The organism is Mesorhizobium australicum WSM2073, assembly GCF_000230995.2.
Taxonomy (GTDB): domain Bacteria; phylum Pseudomonadota; class Alphaproteobacteria; order Rhizobiales; family Rhizobiaceae; genus Mesorhizobium; species Mesorhizobium australicum.
Map to the genome: position 1 here is coordinate 1,619,589 of NC_019973.1, position 17,893 is coordinate 1,637,481.

Genomic DNA, 17,893 nt, shown 5'->3' on the forward strand with positions numbered 1-17,893 from the left:
CATTCGGACTGCGCTCAGCCCGCCTTGTTCACCCGCATGTACCAATCGACCAGCCGGCGCACCTGCCGTTCCGTATAGCCGCGCTCCACCATCCGCTGGACGAATTCATTGTGCCGCTTTTCGGTGACGCTATCCTGCTTGGAGCCGAAGCTGATCACGGGCAGGAGGTCCTCGACCTGGCCGAACATGCGCTTTTCGATGACCTCGCGTAGCTTCTCGTAGCTCGTCCATGAAGGGTTGCGGCCATGGTTGCGTGCCCGGGCACGCAGCGTGAACTTCACCACCTCGTTGCGGAAGTCCTTCGGATTGGCGATGCCTGCCGGCTTTTCGACCTGCGACAGTTCGTTGTCCAACACCTCGCGGTTGAGGATCTGGCCGGTGTCCGGGTCCTTGTAGTCCTGGTCCTCGATCCAGGCATCGGCATAGGCGATGTAGCGGTCGAACAGGTTCTGGCCATATTCGCTATAGGATTCCAGATAGGCCTTCTGGATCTCATGGCCGATGAACTCGGCGTAACGGGCGGCCAGCTCCGACTTGATGAATTCGAGATAGGCGGCTTCCGTCTCCTTCGGAAACTGCTCCCGTTTGATCGCCTCTTCCAGGATGTACATAAGATGCACGGGGTCCGCCGCGACCTCGTTGGTATCGTAGTTGAACGTCTGCGACAGGATCTTGAAGGCGAAGCGCGTGCTGACGCCGGTCATGCCTTCGTCGACGCCGGCGGCGTCGCGATATTCCTGGACTGACTTCGCCCTCGGGTCGACTTCCTTGAGGTTCTCACCATCATAGGCGCGCATTTTGGTGTGCAGCGGCGAATTGTCGTGCTCGGCAAGGCGGGTCGAGACGCTGAACCGGCTGAGGATGTCCAACACCTCGGGCGCGCAAGGGCTGGAGGCCAATTCACTCTCGCGCAGCAGCTTCTCGTAGATCTGCCTCTCTTCGGTGATGCGCAGGCAATACGGCACCTTGACCACGAGGATGCGATCGAGAAACGCCTCATTGTTCTTGTTGTTCTTGAACTGTTGCCACTCGGATTCGTTGGAATGGGCAACGATGATGCCCTGGTAGGGAAAGGCACCAAAATTCTCGGTGCCGTTGTAACTGCCTTCCTGGGTCGCCGTCAGCAATGGATGCAGCACCTTGATGGGCGCCTTGAACATCTCGACGAATTCGAGGAGGCCTTGCGTCGTTCGGTTCAGCCCGCCGCTGTAGGAATAGGCGTCAGGGTCGGACTGGCTGAAATTTTCCAATTGCCTGATGTCGACCTTGCCAACCAGGGCCGAGACGTCCTGGTTGTTCTCGTCGCCAGGCTCGGTCTTGGCGATGCCGATCTGGCGCAGCCGCGACGGCATCAGTTTGACGACGCTGAATTTGGAAATGTCGCCGGACAGTTCGTCGAGGCGCTTGGCCGCCCATGGCGAGATAAGTCCGTTCAGGCGGCGCCTGGCTATCCCGTATTTGTCCTCCAGGAGATCGCTCATGCGATCGGGATGGAACAGGCCAAGCGGCGATTCGAAAACCGGACTGATCTGGTTGCCGACCTTGAGCGTGTAGATCGGGCGCTCCTCCATCAATTTCTTCAACCGTTCGGCCAAGGAGGATTTGCCGCCGCCGACCGGACCCAGGAGGTAGAGGATCTGCTTGCGCTCCTCGAGGCCCTGGGAGGCATAGCGGAAATACCCGGCGATGCGCTCGATCGTATCTTCCATCCCGTAAAAGTCGGAGAAGGAGGGATATATCTTGACGGTCCGGTTCGAGAAAATACGGCCTAGCCGCTCGTCCTTGCTGGTGTCGACCAGGTTTGGCTCGCCGATCGCCTCGACCATTCGTTCCGGCGCCGAGGCATACATCGATTTGTCCTCGCGGCAGGCGAGCAGATATTGCTGGAGACTTATCTCTTCCTGGGCGGCGTTCGCATAAATTTCCGAAAAGAGATGGAAGACGTCGGATTGGTTCTCACGCATGATCGTTGCCTTCGGAGCCATTCTGATGGGGCTCGCATATTCAACTGCGGGAAGGCATTGTTTGTTCCGTCGCTCCGGCCCGAATGGCCGTCCATCAACCGCGATTTCGGCGGAGATGACGGCAATGCGCCGAACGCCGCCGCGCCAGCGTTCCTGAAATCGACGGTCGCCTGATCCTGCCGACCGTCGCTCGCCCATTCCGTGGCTGGATCATGCCAAAAACGGCGGCGGGATATTGCCGTGCCGATATCCGCGGGTGCAATTGCTCTTCGTGAATGGGAGAAAATTCGCATGAATGGCGCCGATGTTCTGTGCGACGTGCTGTTGGCCAATGACGTGAACGTCTGCTTCGCCAATCCCGGCACATCCGAAATGCATTTTGTCGCGGCCCTCGACCGCAAGCCGTCGATGCGCTGCGTGCTCGGCCTGTTCGAGGGGGTGGTGACGGGTGCGGCCGACGGCTATGCGCGCATGACCGATCGTCCCGCCGCGACGCTGCTGCACACCGGCCCGGGCCTCGCCAATGGGCTGGCCAACATGCACAATGCAAGGCGCGCCTTCAGCCCGATGATCAACATCGTCGGGGACCATGCCTCCTACCATCTGCCGCTCGACGCGCCGCTCACCAGCGATATCGAGGGGCTGGCGGCGCCGATGTCGAAGTGGGTGCGCCGCATCGGAGGGCCCGCCGATGTCCAACCGGCCACGGAGGCGGCCTTTCGCGCCTCGCTGACACCGCCGGGTGTCACCACGCTGATCCTGCCGGCGGACGCCGCCTGGGGCGACGCCGACGCGGTTTCGCCCGGCAAGGTGGAACTCGCATCGCCGCCAGCCGTCGACATCGACGCCGTGCGAGCGGTGGCTACCGCGATCCGTGCCGCTCCCGGGCGCGCCGGCATGATCGTTCGGGGACGGGCGGCGCGGGCCGATGCCCTCGAGATCGCCGGCCAGATTTCAGCGGCCTGCGATGTCAGGCTGTTCAGCGAGGTTTTGATCGCGCGCATGCAGCGCGGGCGCGGGCGTGTCGCGCCGACGCGCATTCCCTATCCGGTCGACGCGGCGACGGCAGCGCTCAGGGATATCGATGTCCTTGTGCTGGTCGGCGGCAAGGAGCCGGTCGCCTTCTTCGCCTATCCGGGAAAACCGGGAAGGCTTGTTCGTGACGATTGCCAGGTGCTGACGCTCGCCGCCCATGGTCAGGATCTGCATGCGGCACTGGAGGCGCTTGGCGACGAACTGGGCGTCAGGCAATCGCAGCCGGCGTTGGTTGCAAGCGCCTTTCCCGAGGAAGCAACGCCAACCGGCAGCTTGACGGAAGATGCCATTGCACTCTCGGTGGCCAAAAAGCTGCCGGGCGACGCGATCGTCTGCGACGAGGCCGTCACCTCGGCGCGACGTTTCTTCGCGCTGTCGGCCTTTGCCGCGCCGCACGACTACATGATGGGCACGGGCGGGTCGATCGGCGGCGGCATTCCGCTGGCGACAGGCGCGGCGATCGCCTGTCCCGGCCGCAAGGTGATCAATCTGGAGGCCGACGGCAGCGGCATGTACACGGTGCAGGGCCTGTGGACGCAGGCGCGGGAAAAGCTCGACGTGGTGACGATCGTCTTTTCCAACCGCACCTATGCGATCCTGCATGGCGAGATGCGCAATGTCGGGGTGAACGCGATCGGCGAAAATGCCAGGCGCATGCTCGACCTCGACCATCCGGCGCTGGACTGGGTTTCGCTGGCCAAAGGCATGGGCGTGGAGGCGGCGCGTGCCGACACCTGCGAGCGGTTCGACGCGCTGCTCGATGCCGCCTTGTCGCGGCGCGGGCCATTCCTGATCGAAGCGATAATCTGAGCAGCGCGAGACGAGCTACAGGACCAGCTCCGGGATTTGGCTTACCAGCGGGTCTGTTCGCCCGGCGCCGCGGGCTCGATAGCCAGCGCGTGAACGCCCGCCTTCAACTCGTCGGCCAGCAGTTCGTTGACGGCGCGGTGGCGCTCAACGCGGCTCATGCCAACGAAATTCGCCGAGACGATGCGGACACGGAAATGTGTCTCGCCGGTACCATCGAACTCAGCGTGGTGACCGGATTCCACGTGATGATGGCCGGCGTGGAGATGGCTTTCGTTGAGGATGACCAGCCGCTCGGGCGAAAATGCCTTGTTGAGCTTGTCTTCCATGGTCGCCTGTATGGACATCGTCTTCTCCCTTCACCACATATGGTTGGCGCGCCGCCGTGAAAACCCGAAATAGGTTTCGCCGGGCCGTTGGCGCGCAACAAAATCGGTCATCCGCCTGCTTTAAGCCGCGATTCAGCGGTTAGGGCGATCATCGCGAAAATGTCAATTCTTGTTTCGCATCTGCGAACGCCCCATAAATGGGTAAGATGAAGCCGTATCCCAAATATTTCGAGAAGATTCGCGTCCGCCCCGACAAGGACGCGGAGGTGAAGGCGCACGCGCCGATCTGCCAGTGGGATGGCTGCAAGGAGGCTGGGACGCATCGCGCGCCGGTCGGCCGCATGAAGGAGGGCGAGTATTTCCGCTTCTGCTTCGACCATGTGCGTGAGTACAACAAGGGCTTCAACTACTTCTCCGGCGTGCCGGACACCGAGGTGGCGCGCTTCCAGAAGGAAGCGATGACCGGCCACCGGCCGACCTGGAAGATGGGCGTCAACGGCGCCTCGACGCGTTCCTCGCCCGACATGGCGCAGATGCGCTCCGGCCGCGCAGGCTACTACAACCGCATGCGCGATCCGTTCGACCTGTTCAAGGGACCGAAGGATCCGCGCGAGGCGCGCGAGCGCAAGGCCAAGCCGCTTGAGGCCAAGGCGCTGGAAACGCTTGGCCTTGATACAAAGGCGACTGGCAAGGACATCAAGGCGCGCTATAAGGAACTGGTGAAGCGTCACCATCCGGATGCGAATGGCGGCGACAGAGGTTCGGAAGACCGGTTCCGCGATGTGCTTCAGGCCTATCGCGTGCTCAAACAGGCGGGCCTGTGCTGAGCGACCCTATGGTTCGTGTCGTTTTCCAACTTTCATAAGGTTGGAAAAGGCTCTAAGACCGCCCCCGAACAAAATGGATTGCCGGCGAAACGCGACGTTTCGCCCGTGGAGACGTTGAGAGATATGAACAAGGTCGATCGCGACATCGCCAACCTGCCCGACACGACGGTGTCGGTGAAGGAGAAATTCGGTTTCGAGTCCAAGATGGTGGTGCCAGCGTACTCGGTCACCAGCGAGCATGTGCCCGATGTCGATCCCGATTATCTGTTCGACAAGGCGACGACCTTGGCGATCCTCGCGGGCTTTGCCTACAACCGCCGCGTCATGGTGTCGGGCTATCACGGCACCGGCAAGTCGACCCATATCGAACAGGTCGCCGCCCGCCTCAACTGGCCTTGCGTGCGCGTCAATCTCGACAGCCATGTCAGCCGTATCGATCTTGTCGGCAAGGACGCGATCGTGGTCAAGGACGGCCTGCAGATCACCGAATTTCGCGACGGCATCCTGCCTTGGGCCTACCAGCACAATGTCGCGCTTTGCTTCGACGAGTATGACGCCGGCCGTCCGGACGTGATGTTCGTCATCCAGCGCGTGCTGGAATCGTCCGGCCGCCTGACGCTGCTCGACCAGAGCCGGGTCATCCGCCCGCATCCGGCGTTCCGGCTGTTTTCGACCGCAAATACGGTTGGTCTGGGCGACACCACCGGCCTTTATCACGGCACCCAGCAGATCAACCAGGCGCAGATGGACCGCTGGTCGATCGTTACCACGTTGAATTATCTGCCGCACGACAATGAAGTGAACATCGTGCTGGCCAAGGCCAAGCATTATCGCGACACCAAGGGCAAGGACATCGTCAACAAGATGGTGCGCGTCGCCGACATGACGCGCTCGGCCTTCATCAATGGCGACCTGTCGACGGTGATGAGCCCGCGTACCGTCATCACCTGGGCCGAGAATGCCGAGATCTTCGGCGATGTCGGCATGGCGTTCCGGCTGACCTTCCTCAACAAGTGCGACGAGCTGGAGCGTTCGGTGGTTGCCGAGTTCTACCAGCGCGCCTTCGGCCAGGATCTGCCCGAGAGCGCGGCCAATGTGGTGCTGGGCTAAGCAGAGCCTCGATGGCGGGTCCGGGCGACAATACGCGCAACAAGTCCAAGACGGGGTCTGAAGCCGACAGCTTCAAGCGCGCCGTCACCGTCTGCATGCGCGCCATTGCCGGCGACAAGGAAATGGAAGTCGGCTTCGCCAAGGACAGGCCGGCGCTGGCGGGCAGCCGTGCGCGGCTGCCCGAACTGCCCAAGAAGGCATCGAAGTCCGACATCGCGATTACCCGCGGGCTCGGCGATTCCATGGCGTTGAAGCGCGCCTGCCATGATGTGCGCATCCACAGCAGACTGGCGCCGGAAGGCAAGGCCGCCCGTGCCATCTACGACGCGGTCGAACAGGCCCGCGTCGAGGCGATCGGCAGCCGCGCCATGCAGGGCGTCGCCGACAATATCGGGTCGATGCTGGAGGACAAATACACCAAGGCCAACCTCGTCGACGTCAAGGACAAGGCCGACGCGCCCATCGAGGAGGCGCTGGCGCTGATGGTGCGCGAAAAGCTGACCGGCCGGCCGGTGCCGAAGAGCGGCGAGCGGTTGGTTGAACTCTGGCGGCCCTGGGTCGAGGAGAAGGCCAAGGCCGACCTCGACGGCCTGTCGGAAAAGCTCGAGGACCAGCAGGCCTTCGCCCGCGTCGTGCGCGAGATGCTTGCCTCCATGGAAATGGCCGAGGAACTCGGCGACGACCAGGAGACCGAGGATTCCGAGGACAATGACGACAACCAGCCGCAAGGCGAGGAACAGAGCGAGGAGGGCGGCGAAGACGATTCCGGCTCAGAACAGTCCCAGTCCGAGGATGCCGAAGCCTCCGCAGACGACGAGCAGTCGGCCGAGACGGAAGCCTCCGATGCAACGGCCGACGATCTGTCCGATGATGACGATGCCGATGCCGAGACGCCCGGCGAGGCGCGCCGCAACGACAATCCCTTTACCAATCTGCCGAAGGAAATCGACTACAAGGTTTACACGTCAGCTTTCGACGAGACGGTCGGCGCGGAGGAGCTCTGCGAAGAGGAAGAACTCGACCGGCTGCGCGCTTTCCTCGACAAGCAACTTGCCAATCTGTCGGGCGTGGTCGGACGGCTCGCCAACCGGCTGCAGCGCCGGCTGATGGCGCAGCAGAACCGGTCCTGGGATTTCGACCTGGAAGAGGGCTATCTCGACCCGGCGCGGCTGGTGCGCGTCGTCATCGATCCGATGCAGCCGTTGTCGTTCAAGCAGGAGCGCGACACCAAGTTCCGCGACACGGTGGTGACGCTGGTGCTCGACAATTCCGGCTCGATGCGTGGCCGGCCGATCACGGTCGCCGCCACCTGTGCCGACATTCTGGCGCGCACGCTGGAGCGCTGCGGCGTCTCGGTCGAGATCCTCGGCTTCACCACGCGGGCCTGGAAGGGCGGACAGGCGCGCGAGAAGTGGCTGAAGGACGGCAAGCCGCCGAACCCCGGCCGCCTCAACGATCTGCGTCATATCATCTACAAATCCGCCGATCATCCATGGCGGCGGGCACGCCGCAACCTTGGCCTGATGATGCGTGAAGGCCTGCTCAAGGAGAATATCGACGGCGAGGCGCTGCTGTGGGCCCACAACCGGCTGATTGCCCGGCCCGAACAGCGCAAGATCCTGATGATGATCTCGGACGGCGCGCCGGTCGACGATTCCACGCTGTCGGTCAATCCGGGCAATTATCTCGAGCGGCATCTGCGCGCCGTCATCGAATTGATCGAGACGCGCTCACCGGTCGAGCTGCTGGCCATCGGCATAGGCCATGACGTCACGCGCTACTACAGGCGCGCCGTCACCATCGTCGATGCCGAGGAACTGGCCGGCGCCATGACCGAGCAACTGGCTTCGCTGTTTGCCGAGGAAAGCGCGAAGGATACGCGTCGCGGCGGCATGCGGCGCGCCGGATGATCTTTTCGCGAGGCGGGTTTAGGCAAACGCTTTTCGCCGCCATCGTCCTGCTCGCCGGTGTGGCTCCGGCAGGTTCGGCCGGCTCGGCTCCAGTCGAACCTGTCGCCGTCTCGGCACGCCCGATCACCGAATTCCACATTGGCCGCGCCGACAAGCAATTCGGTCCGCTCGAATTCGTCGGTGGGCTGGAAATGACCTCGCCATCGCGCGATTTCGGCGCGTTGTCGGCCTTTCGGTTTCTGAAAGCCGGCAGCGATTTCATCGGCGTTGCCGATATCGGTTACTGGTTCTTCGGCACTGTGGCCCGCGATGCCGACAGGCGCCCCGTGGGCATCCAGAATTTTCGCATGCAGCAGATGGCCGACCAGGGCGGGCAGCCGATCGACGAAAAATGGGAAGTCGACGCCGAAGGCCTCGCGGTCAAGGACGGCATTGCCACCGTCGGTTTCGAGCGCAACCACCGTGTCTCCCAGTTCAGGATCGACCCGGACAACATGAAGGCGCCATTTAGGCAGCTGGATTTCGTGGTGCCGGCGTGGGAGCTGCGGCAGAACCGCGGCTTCGAGACAGTCACCCATTCAAATGCCAATGGTCAGCATGAAGGCGGCCTGGTCGTGGTCTCGGAGAAGAGCCTCGACAAATCAGGCAACATCTACGCCGCCATTATCGAAGGCCCGCATAGGGGCGTCTTCACTGTCAAGCGCAACGACGATTTCGACATCACCGACGGCGCCTTCCTACCGGATGGCGACCTCTTGCTGCTGGAGCGCAGTTTCACCATGGCGGGCGGCCTCAAGATGCGGCTGCGGCGCATTTATGGAGAGAGCGTCGAGAAGGGCGCCGTCGCCGACGGGCCGGTGCTGCTGCAAGCCGACATGAGCTACCAGATCGACAATATGGAAGGGCTCGATGTCTGGAGCCGGGATGACGGCGCGTTGATGGTGTCGCTGATCTCCGACGACAACCACTCGATCCTGCAGCGCAATCTGTATCTGGAATTCATTCTGCACCAGGATTGAGGGGCAGCCCCTTCGCGACGCTCATTGGCGATGTTTTTATGCGTCGGCCATTTCCGAGAATCCTGCCCTGACAAGCCAGGGGTTGCGCGGAGCTCGACAAGTCCAGACAGGTCCAAACACCGCTGCTGACGGCTCTGGTCTGGACCGCTAGCTGTTGGTGGCGATCCAGATGACATGGCGCGCGCCGCGCTTGCCGTTGGCGCGCGTGTTGACTTCCTCGACAGCGAAACCTGCCTGTTTCAACCGCCGCGTGAAGCCGGCATCCGGCCCTTGCGACCATACGGCCAGGACTCCGCCCGGTCTTAGGGCGGTGCGTGCGGCGGCGAGGCCAGCCACGCTGTAGAGCGCGTCATTGCCCTTGTGGACGATGCCTTCGGGGCCATTGTCGACGTCGAGCAGGATCGCGTCCCAGGCAATGGGTGCGGACCGTATGAGCTGGCCGACATCGGTTTCGTGGATGGTGACGCGGGGATCATCGAGCGAGCCGGCAAAAATCTCGGCCATCGGGCCGCGCGCCCAGGCGACGACGGCCGGCACCAGTTCCGCGACGACGATCTCGGCATTGTCGCCCAATTCGGCGAGGGCAGCGCGCAGCGTAAAACCCATGCCGAGCCCCCCGATCAGGATTCTCCGCCGACGATGACCCGCAATCCTCTGGCAGCACAGTTTTGCCAGCGCTTCCTCGGAGCCGCTCAGCCGGCTGTTCATCAGCTCGTTGGTACCGAGCATGATCGAGAATTCAGAACCGCGCTGTTTCAGCCGCAGTTCCTGCTGGTCATCAGGCGTTTTCGCGGAGTCCAGCTGGATCCAGGGAATCACGGCTAGGCCGCAGCGGCGGCCGGCTGGCTCCAGCGGGCGGCGAGCAGCCGGTAAGGGATCAGAGCCACGACAGCGATGATCAGTTTCACGCTGAGGTCGCCGAGCGCCCAGGACACCCAGCGCATGGCGTCGACATGAAACACGCCCATCAATGGGGCGCTCTCCAGCGCAAACCCGTCGCTTGGGCCGACGAAGGCAAAGGCGGCTGAAAAGGCGACGCCGAAGAACACGAGGGTGTCGAACACCGATCCGACCAGCGTGCCGACGATCGGCGCCCGCCACCAGCTCTGCCGGCGCAAACGGTTGAACACGGTCACATCGAGCAATTGCGCGGACAGGAACGCCGCTCCGGAAGCCGCCGCGATGCGCACCAGCCGGTCGGCTGATGTCTCGAATTCGATCAGGCCATGGCGGAACAGGAAGGGCGGGACGAGGATCGAGCAGACCACCGCCGTCATGAAGCCGACAAAGACGATCCGGCGCGCCACGGCAGGCCCGTAACGGCGGTTGGCGAGGTCCGTGACCAGGAAAGAGAAGGGATAGATGAAAGCGCCCCAGGTCAAAACGTCGGCGAGCGACAGGCCGCCGATGTTTCCCTGCATGGGAAACTGCACGAGGATGTTCGATGCCACGACGACAAGCGCCATGGCAGCCACGAAAGGCAGGTACCGCGAGAAAGAAGACATTTTTTTATCCTGGGTAATGGAACCAGCGGAGCATCATGCCGAGGCAGCGCTCGCTTCGTAATTGAGCATCGGAGTGTCGAACCTTGCGGATCTATCCGATGCTCAGCGGCCAGCAAGGAGGTTGGCCAGGCGGTCGTCCCCCGCCTTTATCTGGATGTTACGCAGCGACCTGCTCGGCAAGCTTCTTGGCGATCTGCTTCTTCAAGAGACGCGCGCGCTGCGACAGTTCCTTGACGTCGGCCTTGGCCAGGAAGGCATCGAGGCCGCCGCGATGTTCGACCGAACGCAGCGCGTTGGCCGAGATGCGCAGGCGTACATTCTGGTTCAGCGCTTCCGAAATGAGCGTCACATTGACGAGGTTCGGCAGGAAGCGACGCTTGGTCTTGTTGTTGGCGTGGCTCACATTGTTGCCGGTCTGGACTGCCTTGGCAGTGAGTTCGCAGGTGCGGGACATGGTTCTAACCTTCAGTTCTCTCGGGGCCTGCCAAACCTTTGTACCCGCGCCGGGTGGCGCGCGGTTCTGGTCAGGCGGCCTTATGGAAAAGTTGGCGTTCCATAGTTGCATTTCACCGGGTCGTCAAGCTCCGGCTTCCGCACGGAAGCGCCCGGCTTTTCATATTAAGGCCGGATTTCACCGTATAAGCGGTCTCATAGGGACACGCCAGACCGGAGTCGCCCGCCTCCGGCCGAAACCAAGGATCCGATCCCGCCATGCCTCGTTCGTCTCACGCGCTTGTTGCCGCGCTTGTCATCGCCTTGCCGACCGCTGCGTCCGCTGCCTCGCCGCAGTCGTTCAAGGGCGAATACACGGTGTCGTTCCTTGGTCTCTCGATCGCCAGATCGACCTTTTCCAGCCATTATGAGAACGGTGCCTACGCGATCGAAGGCAGTGTCTCGGCGGCGGGTCTGGCCAAGCTGTTCGACGACACGCGGGGCACGATCTCGTCAAAAGGCACGATTTCGGGCCAGAAAATGGTGCCGCAGGCGTTTCGGGCCGACTACACTTCCGGCAAGAAGGCGTCTTCGATCGACATTCGCTTTAGCAATGGCAACGTGACCTCGACGCGGGTGATCCCCGCTCCGGGCAAGCGCGATCCCAAGGCCTGGGTGCCGCTCGGCGCCGGCGACCTGGCATCGGTGCTCGATCCGATGGCGGCGACCGTCATCCATGCCGACAGCCTCGACCAGGTCTGTGGCCGCAAGGTCAAGTTCTACGATGGTGAGATGCGCGCCGACCTGACGCTGACCTACGCCTCGAAAGGAACGATCTCGGTGCCGGGCTACAAGGGCGACACCGTCACCTGCCAGATGGGTTTCGAGCCGGTGGCGGGCTATCGCAAGGGCCGCAAGGCGCTCAATTATCTCAAGAACAAAAGCCGCATGATGGTGACGTTTGCACCGCTCGGCCAAACCGGCGTATATGCGCCGATCCACGCCACGGTCGGAACGCAGATCGGCACCTTGACCATCAGCGCCAGACGGTTCGAAGCGGTACAATAAGGCACGCCGCCGGAGACAGAACGGGCGCGCCACTGGAGACAAAATGGGGCGCGCAACACTGATCGGCTTTTCGGCGGTCGCCATGTGGGCATTGCTGGCGTTGCTGACGGATGCGTCCGGCAAGGTGCCGCCATTCCTGTTGTCGGCGATCACCTTCTCGATCGGCACAGGCGTGGGGTTTGTCGCCCGACTGTTCATGCCGGCCACCGACAGGAGTCAAAAGACCCCTCCTCAGGTCTGGGTGATCGGCATTGCCGGCCTCTTCGGCTACCACTTCTTCTACTTCACCGCGCTGCGCAACGCGCCGGCGGTCGAGGCGAGCCTGATTGCGTATCTCTGGCCGCTGCTGATCGTGCTGGGCTCGGCGCTGATGCCGGGCGAGAAGCTGGCCTGGAACCATGTCGTCGGCGCGCTGCTCGGCCTTGCCGGCACCGTGCTGATCGTCACCAAGGGCGGCGGCCTGGCTTTCGATGCGCGCTACGCCTTCGGTTACGCCATGGCCGCCGTCTGCGCCCTGCTATGGTCGTCCTATTCCTTGCTGTCTCGACGTTTCCCGTCGGTGCCGACCAGCATCGTCACCCGGTTCTGCGCGGCAACCGCCGTGCTGTCGCTCGTCTGCCACCTGGCGCTGGAACAAACGGTTCTGCCTGACGGCGCCGGCCAGTGGCTGGCCGTGCTCGGGCTCGGCCTGATGCCGGTGGGCGCGGCCTTCTATGCCTGGGACATCGGTGTCAAGCGCGGCAACATCCAGGTGCTGGGTGCCGCGAGCTACGCGGCGCCGCTGCTGTCGACGCTGGTGCTGATCGCGGCCGGCGTCGCCGAACCGTCGCTGCGCATTCTGGCCGCCTGTGTGCTCATCACCGGCGGCGCGGCGCTAGCGGCAAAATCGCTGTTCCTGCGCAAGCCGGCTACGGAGAGCGGAGCCAGGGCATCCGAAGACGGAGCCAGGGCATGACGATGCCGTTTGCTGGGGGCATTGACGGCAACGCCAATGCGACGCTGATCTTTTCGCTGGTGGCGGCGGTGATCTATGGCTTCACGCTTGGCATGCCGCCGACGCTGGCCCGCTCGGCGGCAAAGACACTTGCCGTCGCGATGCTCGCCGTACTCGCCGCAATACAAGGCGGGCCGCTGCTGCTGGTCGCCGCCCTTGCGCTGAGCGCCATTGGCGATGCCTTCTTGTCGCGCGACGGCGAAAAAGCCTTTCTCGGTGGACTGGCCAGTTTTCTCGTCGCCCATATCGTCTATGTCGCGTTGTTGCTGCGCAGCGGTGCCGGATTGGAGTTGCTTGGCGCCGAGCCCTGGCGTAGCGCGATCGCGCTGGCCATGGCGGTGTTCGCGATCGTCATGCTGGCCGCGCTTTGGCGCCGCGTTGGTCCCGGCTTGCGTATACCGATTGCCGTCTATGTCGTGGCGATCCTGGCGATGGGCATGTCGGCGCTAACGACAAGCAATGTCTGGGTGATCGGTGGCGCCGTACTGTTCATGGCATCGGACGGGCTGCTCGCCATGGAGAAATTTTTAGTGGCGGCCGTCTCGCAGCATCGCGCCTGGATGCGTTTCACCGTGTGGGTTTTGTACTATGCCGCCCAACTGGCGGTCACGCTGGGATTCCTGCTGGGTTAAATCGGCTTCGGCTGCCAGCCCGGCTCGGCCAGTTCGAAGGCGGCGAAATCAAAACCCGGCGCCACCGTGCAGCCGACCAGCGTCCATTCGCCCAGTGTACGCGCCGATTGCCACCAGCCCGCCGGCACGACGATCTGCGGCCGTTCACCCGCCGCGAGCTCGATGCCGAGAACCTGCTCGATAATGGCGCCGCCTTCTTCCCACATCGACAATGCCAATGGCGCGCCGGCATAAAAGTGCCAAAGCTCGGCGGCGTCCCTGACCCGATGCCAGGCCGAAACCTGATGCTGTTCCAGCAGAAAATAGATGGCGGTCGAATGGCCGCGCGCACCGCCGGCTTCGTCGCGAAAGGTTTCCGCGTACCAGCCGCCTTCCGGATGCGGCTTCAGGGCGAGTGTTGCGATGATTTCCGCGGAACTGGTCATCGGCAGAAAGCTGGCATCAGAAATTGTCCTTGCGCTTGCGGATCTCGGCGAAGACCTCGGCATCCCCGGCCTTTTCCATGCCAAGATGCTTGCGGATTGCCGGATCGTGCCAGCGCAGGAAGGGATTGGTCGACAGTTCCTCGCCGATCGTCGTCGGCAGCGTCGGCTTGTTGTCGACCCGCAGCGCCTCGATCCGCGCGGCGCGCTCCTTCAACGCCGAATTGGTGGGGTCGACGCTCAGCGCGAAACGGGCATTGGCGAGCGTGTATTCGTGGCCGCAATAGATTGTCGTCTCGGCGGGAAGGGCCGCGAGATTCCGCAGCGATTCGTACATCACCGGCGGCTTGCATTCGAACAGCCGTCCACAACCCAGCGCAAACAACGTATCCGCGGTGAACGCCACTTTCGACAACGGCAGATGGTAGGAGACATGGCCAGCGGTATGCCCGGGCGTGGCGATCACTTCGATGCGCTCATGGCCGAGATGCAGGACGGAGCCTTCTTCGACGGTTTCATCGATGCCGGGAATCTTGGCCTTTTCCGCCTCCGGGCCGACGATGCGCAGCTTGAAGCGCTCCTTGAGCGCCAGATTGGCCTCGACGTGATCCATATGATGATGCGTGGTCAGGATCATCGTCGGCGTCCAGCCGGTGCGCTTGATCGCGGCCAGGATCGGCGCTTCCTCGGGCGCGTCGATAATCGCGGTCTGGCCGCTTTCGGGGTCATGCACCAGCACGCCGAAATTGTCGGTGCGGCACATGAACTGTTCGATTTCGACCGGCATCGCATTTCTCCATTTGCCGCCGCAGACATAGGGCGCCGCTGCGTGAATGTCATCCCGGATGAGAAAGCGAATGTCATCCCGGATGGCGAGCAAAGCGAATGTTATCGTGGGATGTCAAATTGACATCCGCCGTGCCGGCCGCTTTGGCCTTTTGTTGAATCCGGCTGACATCACGGCTACATCCCTGACATGCATTCCGACATCGTCGACCTTCGTTCCTTCTATTCGACAACGCTCGGCCGGTTCGCCGAGCGCTCGATCACCATGGCGCTGTCGTCGATATGGGCCGCGGTGCCCAATGAGCGGCTGGTCGGCCTGGGCTATACCTTGCCCTGGCTGGAACGCTTCGGCACCGACGCCGAGCGGGTCTTCGCCTTCATGCCGGCGACCCAGGGCGCCGTGGTCTGGCCGGCGGCCGGGCCAACGGCGACGGCCCTGGTGTTCGACGAGGAACTGCCACTGGTCGATTCCTGCATCGACCGCATGCTGCTCGTCCATTCGCTCGAACACGTCGAAAACCCGCGTGAAACGCTGAACGAGATCTGGCGGGTGCTGTCGCCGGCCGGGCGCGTCGTCATCGTCGTGCCAAACCGGCGCGGTGTCTGGGCGCGTTTCGAACATACGCCGTTCGGCAATGGCCGGCCCTTCTCACGCGGGCAGCTCACCGAATTGCTGCGTGAGGCGAATTTCACGCCCGCCGCCTGGTCGGATGCGCTGTTCTTCCCGCCATCGCGGCGGCGTTTCATGATGCGCTTCCACAATGTGCTGGAGCGCGCCGGCCGGAGGCTGTGGCCGATCTTTTCCGGCGTCATTGTCGTCGAAGCGCAGAAACGGCTCTATCAAGGCGTGCCGGTGGCCCAGCGTGCGTCCCGCCGCGTCTTCGTGCCGGTGCTGTCGCCGCATGGCGCGACACGGCTCGGCCGGCGGGCCGAGGCAAGGGGTGTGGCATCGCCCCGGCAAGTGACACCTTCGTGATCGCGATGGAAACTTGCATCGCGCCGCGTCTTTCCGACCTATCTGTCGTGCTGGGCTCGCGGAGTGGTTGAGGGGCTGCCGCCGTCGGCTCCCTTCATCCGGTTTCAGCTTCGCTACTGAACGCAAGGACCTCGGCCATGGCTGATCAATTGGACAATCAGGCCACCATTCAGCCGGTCGCCGTCGCCAGCAGCCTGCGCGATCAGGTGGCGACGATCAAGCGGGCGCTGATCGGATCGCCGGTTCGCAAGTGGTTGCTGTGGACGTCGCTCGGCATCATGGGCGTCATTATCGCGACGTCGATCGGCCAGGTCTTGCTCAACCGCTGGAACCAGCCCTTCTACGATGCCCTCGCGCGCCGCGACATGGCGGCCTTCCTGCATCAGCTGATGGTCTTTGCCATGATCGCCGGCGGACTGCTGGTGCTCAATATCGGCCAGACCTGGCTCAACCAGATGATCCGGCTGAAGTTGCGCGAGGCGCTGACGCTGGACCTGATCGACCAATGGATGCGGCCGGCGCGCGCCTTCCGGCTGGCCAATGCCGGCGCCATCGGCGTCAATCCCGACCAGCGCATGCAACAGGATGCCGCGCATCTCTCGGACCTGTCGACCGATCTTGGTGTCGGCCTGCTGCAGTCGTTCATCCTGCTCGTGTCCTTTGTCGGTGTGCTGTGGGAACTGTCTTCGGGCTTCGTCTTCCACGTCAACGGCTGGTCGCTGGCGATACCGGGCTACATGGTTTGGGCCGCGTTCCTCTATGCCGGTACCGCCTCGTGGCTGAGCTGGCTGGTCGGGCGGCCGCTCATCAGCCTCAACAGCGACCGCTATACGCGCGAAGCGGAACTGCGCTCCTCGATGGTGCGCGTCAACGAGAATGTCGATGCCATCGCGCTGTACCGTGGGGAGGATGACGCCAAGCGACGGCTGCAACTCGACCTCGGCACGGTGCTGGGCGCCATGCGGCGCATCTACACCGCCCAGATCAATCTGTCCTGGGTAACCGATACCTATGGCTGGATCACGGTCGTGGCGCCGATCCTGGTCGCCTCGCCGGTCTATTTCTCGGGGGATATCAGCTTTGGCGGGCTGATGATGGCGGTCGGGGCCTTCAACCAGGTCCACTCCTCCCTGCGTTGGTTCATCAACAACATCGGCAGCATTGCCGACTGGCGCGCCACGCTGATGCGTGTCGCCGACTTCCGCATCGCGCTCGATGAAACCGATGTGCTGCACGACAAGGAGAAGCGCATCGAATTCGCCGACAACGCCAATGGCAACCTGACGTTCGAGAAGCTTCAGGTGGCATCGCCGGACGGATGCACCAAGCTCGCCGACCAGCATGTCGAAATCCATGCCGGCGAGCGCGTCATGATCACCGGTGAACCGGGCGCCGGCAAGACGCTGTTCTTCCGCGCCATTGCCGGGCTGTGGCCGTGGGGCAGCGGGCGGATCGGCCTGCCGGCGGGGGAAACCATCATCTTCGTGCCGCGTGTGCCCTATTTGCCGGCCGGCACGCTGCGCGAGGTCCTCAATCACCCGAACGGGCATGCGCCGGCGAACGACGCAGACATTTCAGCGGTGCTTGCCGAGGTCGGTCTTGGACGGCTGTCGTCGTCGCTCGACCGCGTCGGACGCTGGGACCATGAGTTGGGCGATGACGAACAGCGATTGCTTGGCGTGGCCAGGCTCGCCTTGCGACAGCCAAAATGGGTGATCATCGACGAAGCCATGGATGCGTTCGACGGACCCTCGCTGCGGCGCGTGCTGTCGCTGCTGGAGAAGCGCCTGCCCGGCGCCGCGATCATCAACATCGGGCGCGGCCAGCACAACAATCAGTTCTTCCCGCGTTCCCTGACGATCGTTAAGGATTCCGACGCGCCCGCGCTGAAACCTGCCCACGTCAGGGCGGGTGCCATCGAGCCGCCGCCAGCCGCGGCAAGCCTCCACCACAGGAAGTAGCAGTTTTTCCCCCGTTGCGGCCCGTTGCCTGGCCGCCAAGGCCTGGCGGTCGGCATCTCGCTGCCGGACGAGAAGGAATGCGCCCTGCAACGCGCCGTGCTCGATCGCTGAGCTGT

17 protein-coding genes are annotated in these 17,893 nt (G+C 63.2%); 10 read left to right on the top strand and 7 right to left on the bottom strand.

Annotation, left to right across the window (positions count from 1 at the left end):
- Window positions 1–14 precede the first annotated feature (14 nt).
- On the bottom strand, window positions 15–1,964 hold the full coding sequence (locus MESAU_RS07730) for a PrkA family serine protein kinase (protein WP_041163660.1): 1,950 nt from the start codon (window positions 1,962–1,964) through the stop codon (window positions 15–17).
- Between the two features lie 291 nt (window positions 1,965–2,255).
- Between MESAU_RS07730 and MESAU_RS07735 the strand changes: the two genes are divergently transcribed.
- The gene (locus MESAU_RS07735) at window positions 2,256–3,809 is read left to right on the top strand and encodes an acetolactate synthase large subunit (RefSeq protein ID WP_015315503.1); all 1,554 of its coding nucleotides are present in this window, start codon (window positions 2,256–2,258) and stop codon (window positions 3,807–3,809) included.
- A 41-nt stretch (window positions 3,810–3,850) separates the two neighbouring features.
- Here the strand turns inward: MESAU_RS07735 and MESAU_RS07740 are convergent, their stop codons facing one another.
- Window positions 3,851–4,153, bottom strand: coding sequence for a BolA family protein (locus tag MESAU_RS07740; protein ID WP_015315504.1), 303 nt, complete (start codon window positions 4,151–4,153; stop codon window positions 3,851–3,853).
- Window positions 4,154–4,332: 179 nt separating this feature from the next.
- On the opposite strand from MESAU_RS07740, the gene MESAU_RS07745 reads away from it, so the two are divergent.
- The 4 genes from MESAU_RS07745 to MESAU_RS07760 all read left to right on the top strand — a co-directional run bounded on the left by MESAU_RS07745 (window position 4,333) and on the right by MESAU_RS07760 (window position 9,001).
- Window positions 4,333–4,962, top strand: coding sequence for a J domain-containing protein (locus tag MESAU_RS07745; RefSeq protein WP_015315505.1), 630 nt, complete (start codon window positions 4,333–4,335; stop codon window positions 4,960–4,962).
- A gap of 123 nt (window positions 4,963–5,085) precedes the next feature.
- Window positions 5,086–6,072 (top strand): cobaltochelatase subunit CobS, encoded by a 987-nt coding sequence (cobS, locus tag MESAU_RS07750; protein ID WP_015315506.1) that lies wholly within the window; start codon window positions 5,086–5,088, stop codon window positions 6,070–6,072.
- A gap of 11 nt (window positions 6,073–6,083) precedes the next feature.
- Complete coding sequence (cobT, locus tag MESAU_RS07755; RefSeq protein WP_015315507.1) at window positions 6,084–7,982, top strand: cobaltochelatase subunit CobT; 1,899 nt, start codon at window positions 6,084–6,086, stop codon at window positions 7,980–7,982.
- Window positions 7,979–9,001 (top strand): esterase-like activity of phytase family protein, encoded by a 1,023-nt coding sequence (locus MESAU_RS07760; protein ID WP_015315508.1) that lies wholly within the window; start codon window positions 7,979–7,981, stop codon window positions 8,999–9,001. The genes cobT and MESAU_RS07760 overlap by 4 nt, the downstream gene beginning before the upstream one ends.
- Before the next feature lie 147 nt (window positions 9,002–9,148).
- Here MESAU_RS07760 and MESAU_RS07765 read toward each other — a convergent pair whose 3' ends face one another.
- From MESAU_RS07765 to rpmB, 3 genes are all read right to left on the bottom strand, one after another.
- The gene (locus MESAU_RS07765) at window positions 9,149–9,820 is read right to left on the bottom strand and encodes a spermidine synthase (protein WP_015315509.1); all 672 of its coding nucleotides are present in this window, start codon (window positions 9,818–9,820) and stop codon (window positions 9,149–9,151) included.
- Between the two features lie 2 nt (window positions 9,821–9,822).
- Entirely contained in the window at window positions 9,823–10,506 is a 684-nt protein-coding gene (locus tag MESAU_RS07770; RefSeq protein ID WP_015315510.1) for a queuosine precursor transporter, read from the bottom strand.
- 157 nt (window positions 10,507–10,663) lie between these two features.
- Window positions 10,664–10,960 carry a 50S ribosomal protein L28 gene (gene rpmB, locus MESAU_RS07775; RefSeq protein ID WP_010911765.1) on the bottom strand — a complete coding sequence of 99 codons (297 nt, stop codon included), beginning with the start codon at window positions 10,958–10,960 and terminating at the stop codon, window positions 10,664–10,666.
- Window positions 10,961–11,217: 257 nt separating this feature from the next.
- Between rpmB and MESAU_RS07780 the strand changes: the two genes are divergently transcribed.
- Genes MESAU_RS07780 through MESAU_RS07790 form a run of 3 tightly spaced genes read left to right on the top strand, consistent with a single transcriptional unit; the run spans window position 11,218 to window position 13,632 of the window.
- A complete protein-coding gene (locus tag MESAU_RS07780) occupies window positions 11,218–12,006 on the top strand; it encodes a DUF3108 domain-containing protein (protein ID WP_015315511.1) in 789 nt (262 codons plus the stop codon).
- A gap of 43 nt (window positions 12,007–12,049) precedes the next feature.
- On the top strand, window positions 12,050–12,961 hold the full coding sequence (yddG, locus tag MESAU_RS07785; protein ID WP_015315512.1) for an aromatic amino acid exporter YddG: 912 nt from the start codon (window positions 12,050–12,052) through the stop codon (window positions 12,959–12,961).
- On the top strand, window positions 12,958–13,632 hold the full coding sequence (locus MESAU_RS07790) for a lysoplasmalogenase family protein (protein ID WP_015315513.1): 675 nt from the start codon (window positions 12,958–12,960) through the stop codon (window positions 13,630–13,632). Before yddG ends, MESAU_RS07790 begins: the two co-directional genes overlap by 4 nt.
- Here the strand turns inward: MESAU_RS07790 and MESAU_RS07795 are convergent.
- Together MESAU_RS07795 and gloB are read right to left on the bottom strand one after the other, a co-directional pair.
- On the bottom strand, window positions 13,629–14,057 hold the full coding sequence (locus MESAU_RS07795) for a cupin domain-containing protein (RefSeq protein WP_015315514.1): 429 nt from the start codon (window positions 14,055–14,057) through the stop codon (window positions 13,629–13,631). The two genes, MESAU_RS07790 and MESAU_RS07795, sit on opposite strands and share 4 nt — an antisense overlap.
- Window positions 14,058–14,073: 16 nt before the next feature.
- On the bottom strand, window positions 14,074–14,841 hold the full coding sequence (gene gloB, locus MESAU_RS07800) for a hydroxyacylglutathione hydrolase (RefSeq protein ID WP_015315515.1): 768 nt from the start codon (window positions 14,839–14,841) through the stop codon (window positions 14,074–14,076).
- Between the two features lie 189 nt (window positions 14,842–15,030).
- Here gloB and MESAU_RS07805 point away from each other — a divergent pair, with 189 nt between their 5' ends.
- Window positions 15,031–15,816, top strand: coding sequence for a class I SAM-dependent methyltransferase (locus MESAU_RS07805; protein ID WP_015315516.1), 786 nt, complete (start codon window positions 15,031–15,033; stop codon window positions 15,814–15,816).
- 137 nt (window positions 15,817–15,953) lie between these two features.
- Complete coding sequence (locus tag MESAU_RS07810; RefSeq protein WP_015315517.1) at window positions 15,954–17,777, top strand: ABC transporter ATP-binding protein/permease; 1,824 nt, start codon at window positions 15,954–15,956, stop codon at window positions 17,775–17,777.
- Window positions 17,778–17,893: the final 116 nt, after the last annotated feature.

Excerpts from the sequence above, each read along its gene's own strand:
- MESAU_RS07730 (WP_041163660.1), bottom strand. The coding sequence starts at position 1,964 with ATGCGTGAGAACCAATCCGACGTCTTCCATCTCTTTTCGGAAATTTAT.
- MESAU_RS07795 (WP_015315514.1), bottom strand. The coding sequence starts at position 14,057 with ATGACCAGTTCCGCGGAAATCATCGCAACACTCGCCCTGAAGCCGCAT.
- MESAU_RS07780 (WP_015315511.1), top strand. The coding sequence starts at position 11,218 with ATGCCTCGTTCGTCTCACGCGCTTGTTGCCGCGCTTGTCATCGCCTTG.
- cobS (WP_015315506.1), top strand. The coding sequence starts at position 5,086 with ATGAACAAGGTCGATCGCGACATCGCCAACCTGCCCGACACGACGGTG.
- gloB (WP_015315515.1), bottom strand. The coding sequence starts at position 14,841 with ATGCCGGTCGAAATCGAACAGTTCATGTGCCGCACCGACAATTTCGGC.
- MESAU_RS07810 (WP_015315517.1), top strand. The coding sequence starts at position 15,954 with ATGGCTGATCAATTGGACAATCAGGCCACCATTCAGCCGGTCGCCGTC.
- yddG (WP_015315512.1), top strand. The coding sequence starts at position 12,050 with ATGGGGCGCGCAACACTGATCGGCTTTTCGGCGGTCGCCATGTGGGCA.
- cobT (WP_015315507.1), top strand. The coding sequence starts at position 6,084 with ATGGCGGGTCCGGGCGACAATACGCGCAACAAGTCCAAGACGGGGTCT.
- rpmB (WP_010911765.1), bottom strand. The coding sequence starts at position 10,960 with ATGTCCCGCACCTGCGAACTCACTGCCAAGGCAGTCCAGACCGGCAAC.
- MESAU_RS07760 (WP_015315508.1), top strand. The coding sequence starts at position 7,979 with ATGATCTTTTCGCGAGGCGGGTTTAGGCAAACGCTTTTCGCCGCCATC.
- MESAU_RS07735 (WP_015315503.1), top strand. The coding sequence starts at position 2,256 with ATGAATGGCGCCGATGTTCTGTGCGACGTGCTGTTGGCCAATGACGTG.
- MESAU_RS07790 (WP_015315513.1), top strand. The coding sequence starts at position 12,958 with ATGACGATGCCGTTTGCTGGGGGCATTGACGGCAACGCCAATGCGACG.
- MESAU_RS07805 (WP_015315516.1), top strand. The coding sequence starts at position 15,031 with ATGCATTCCGACATCGTCGACCTTCGTTCCTTCTATTCGACAACGCTC.
- MESAU_RS07770 (WP_015315510.1), bottom strand. The coding sequence starts at position 10,506 with ATGTCTTCTTTCTCGCGGTACCTGCCTTTCGTGGCTGCCATGGCGCTT.
- MESAU_RS07745 (WP_015315505.1), top strand. The coding sequence starts at position 4,333 with ATGGGTAAGATGAAGCCGTATCCCAAATATTTCGAGAAGATTCGCGTC.
- MESAU_RS07740 (WP_015315504.1), bottom strand. The coding sequence starts at position 4,153 with ATGTCCATACAGGCGACCATGGAAGACAAGCTCAACAAGGCATTTTCG.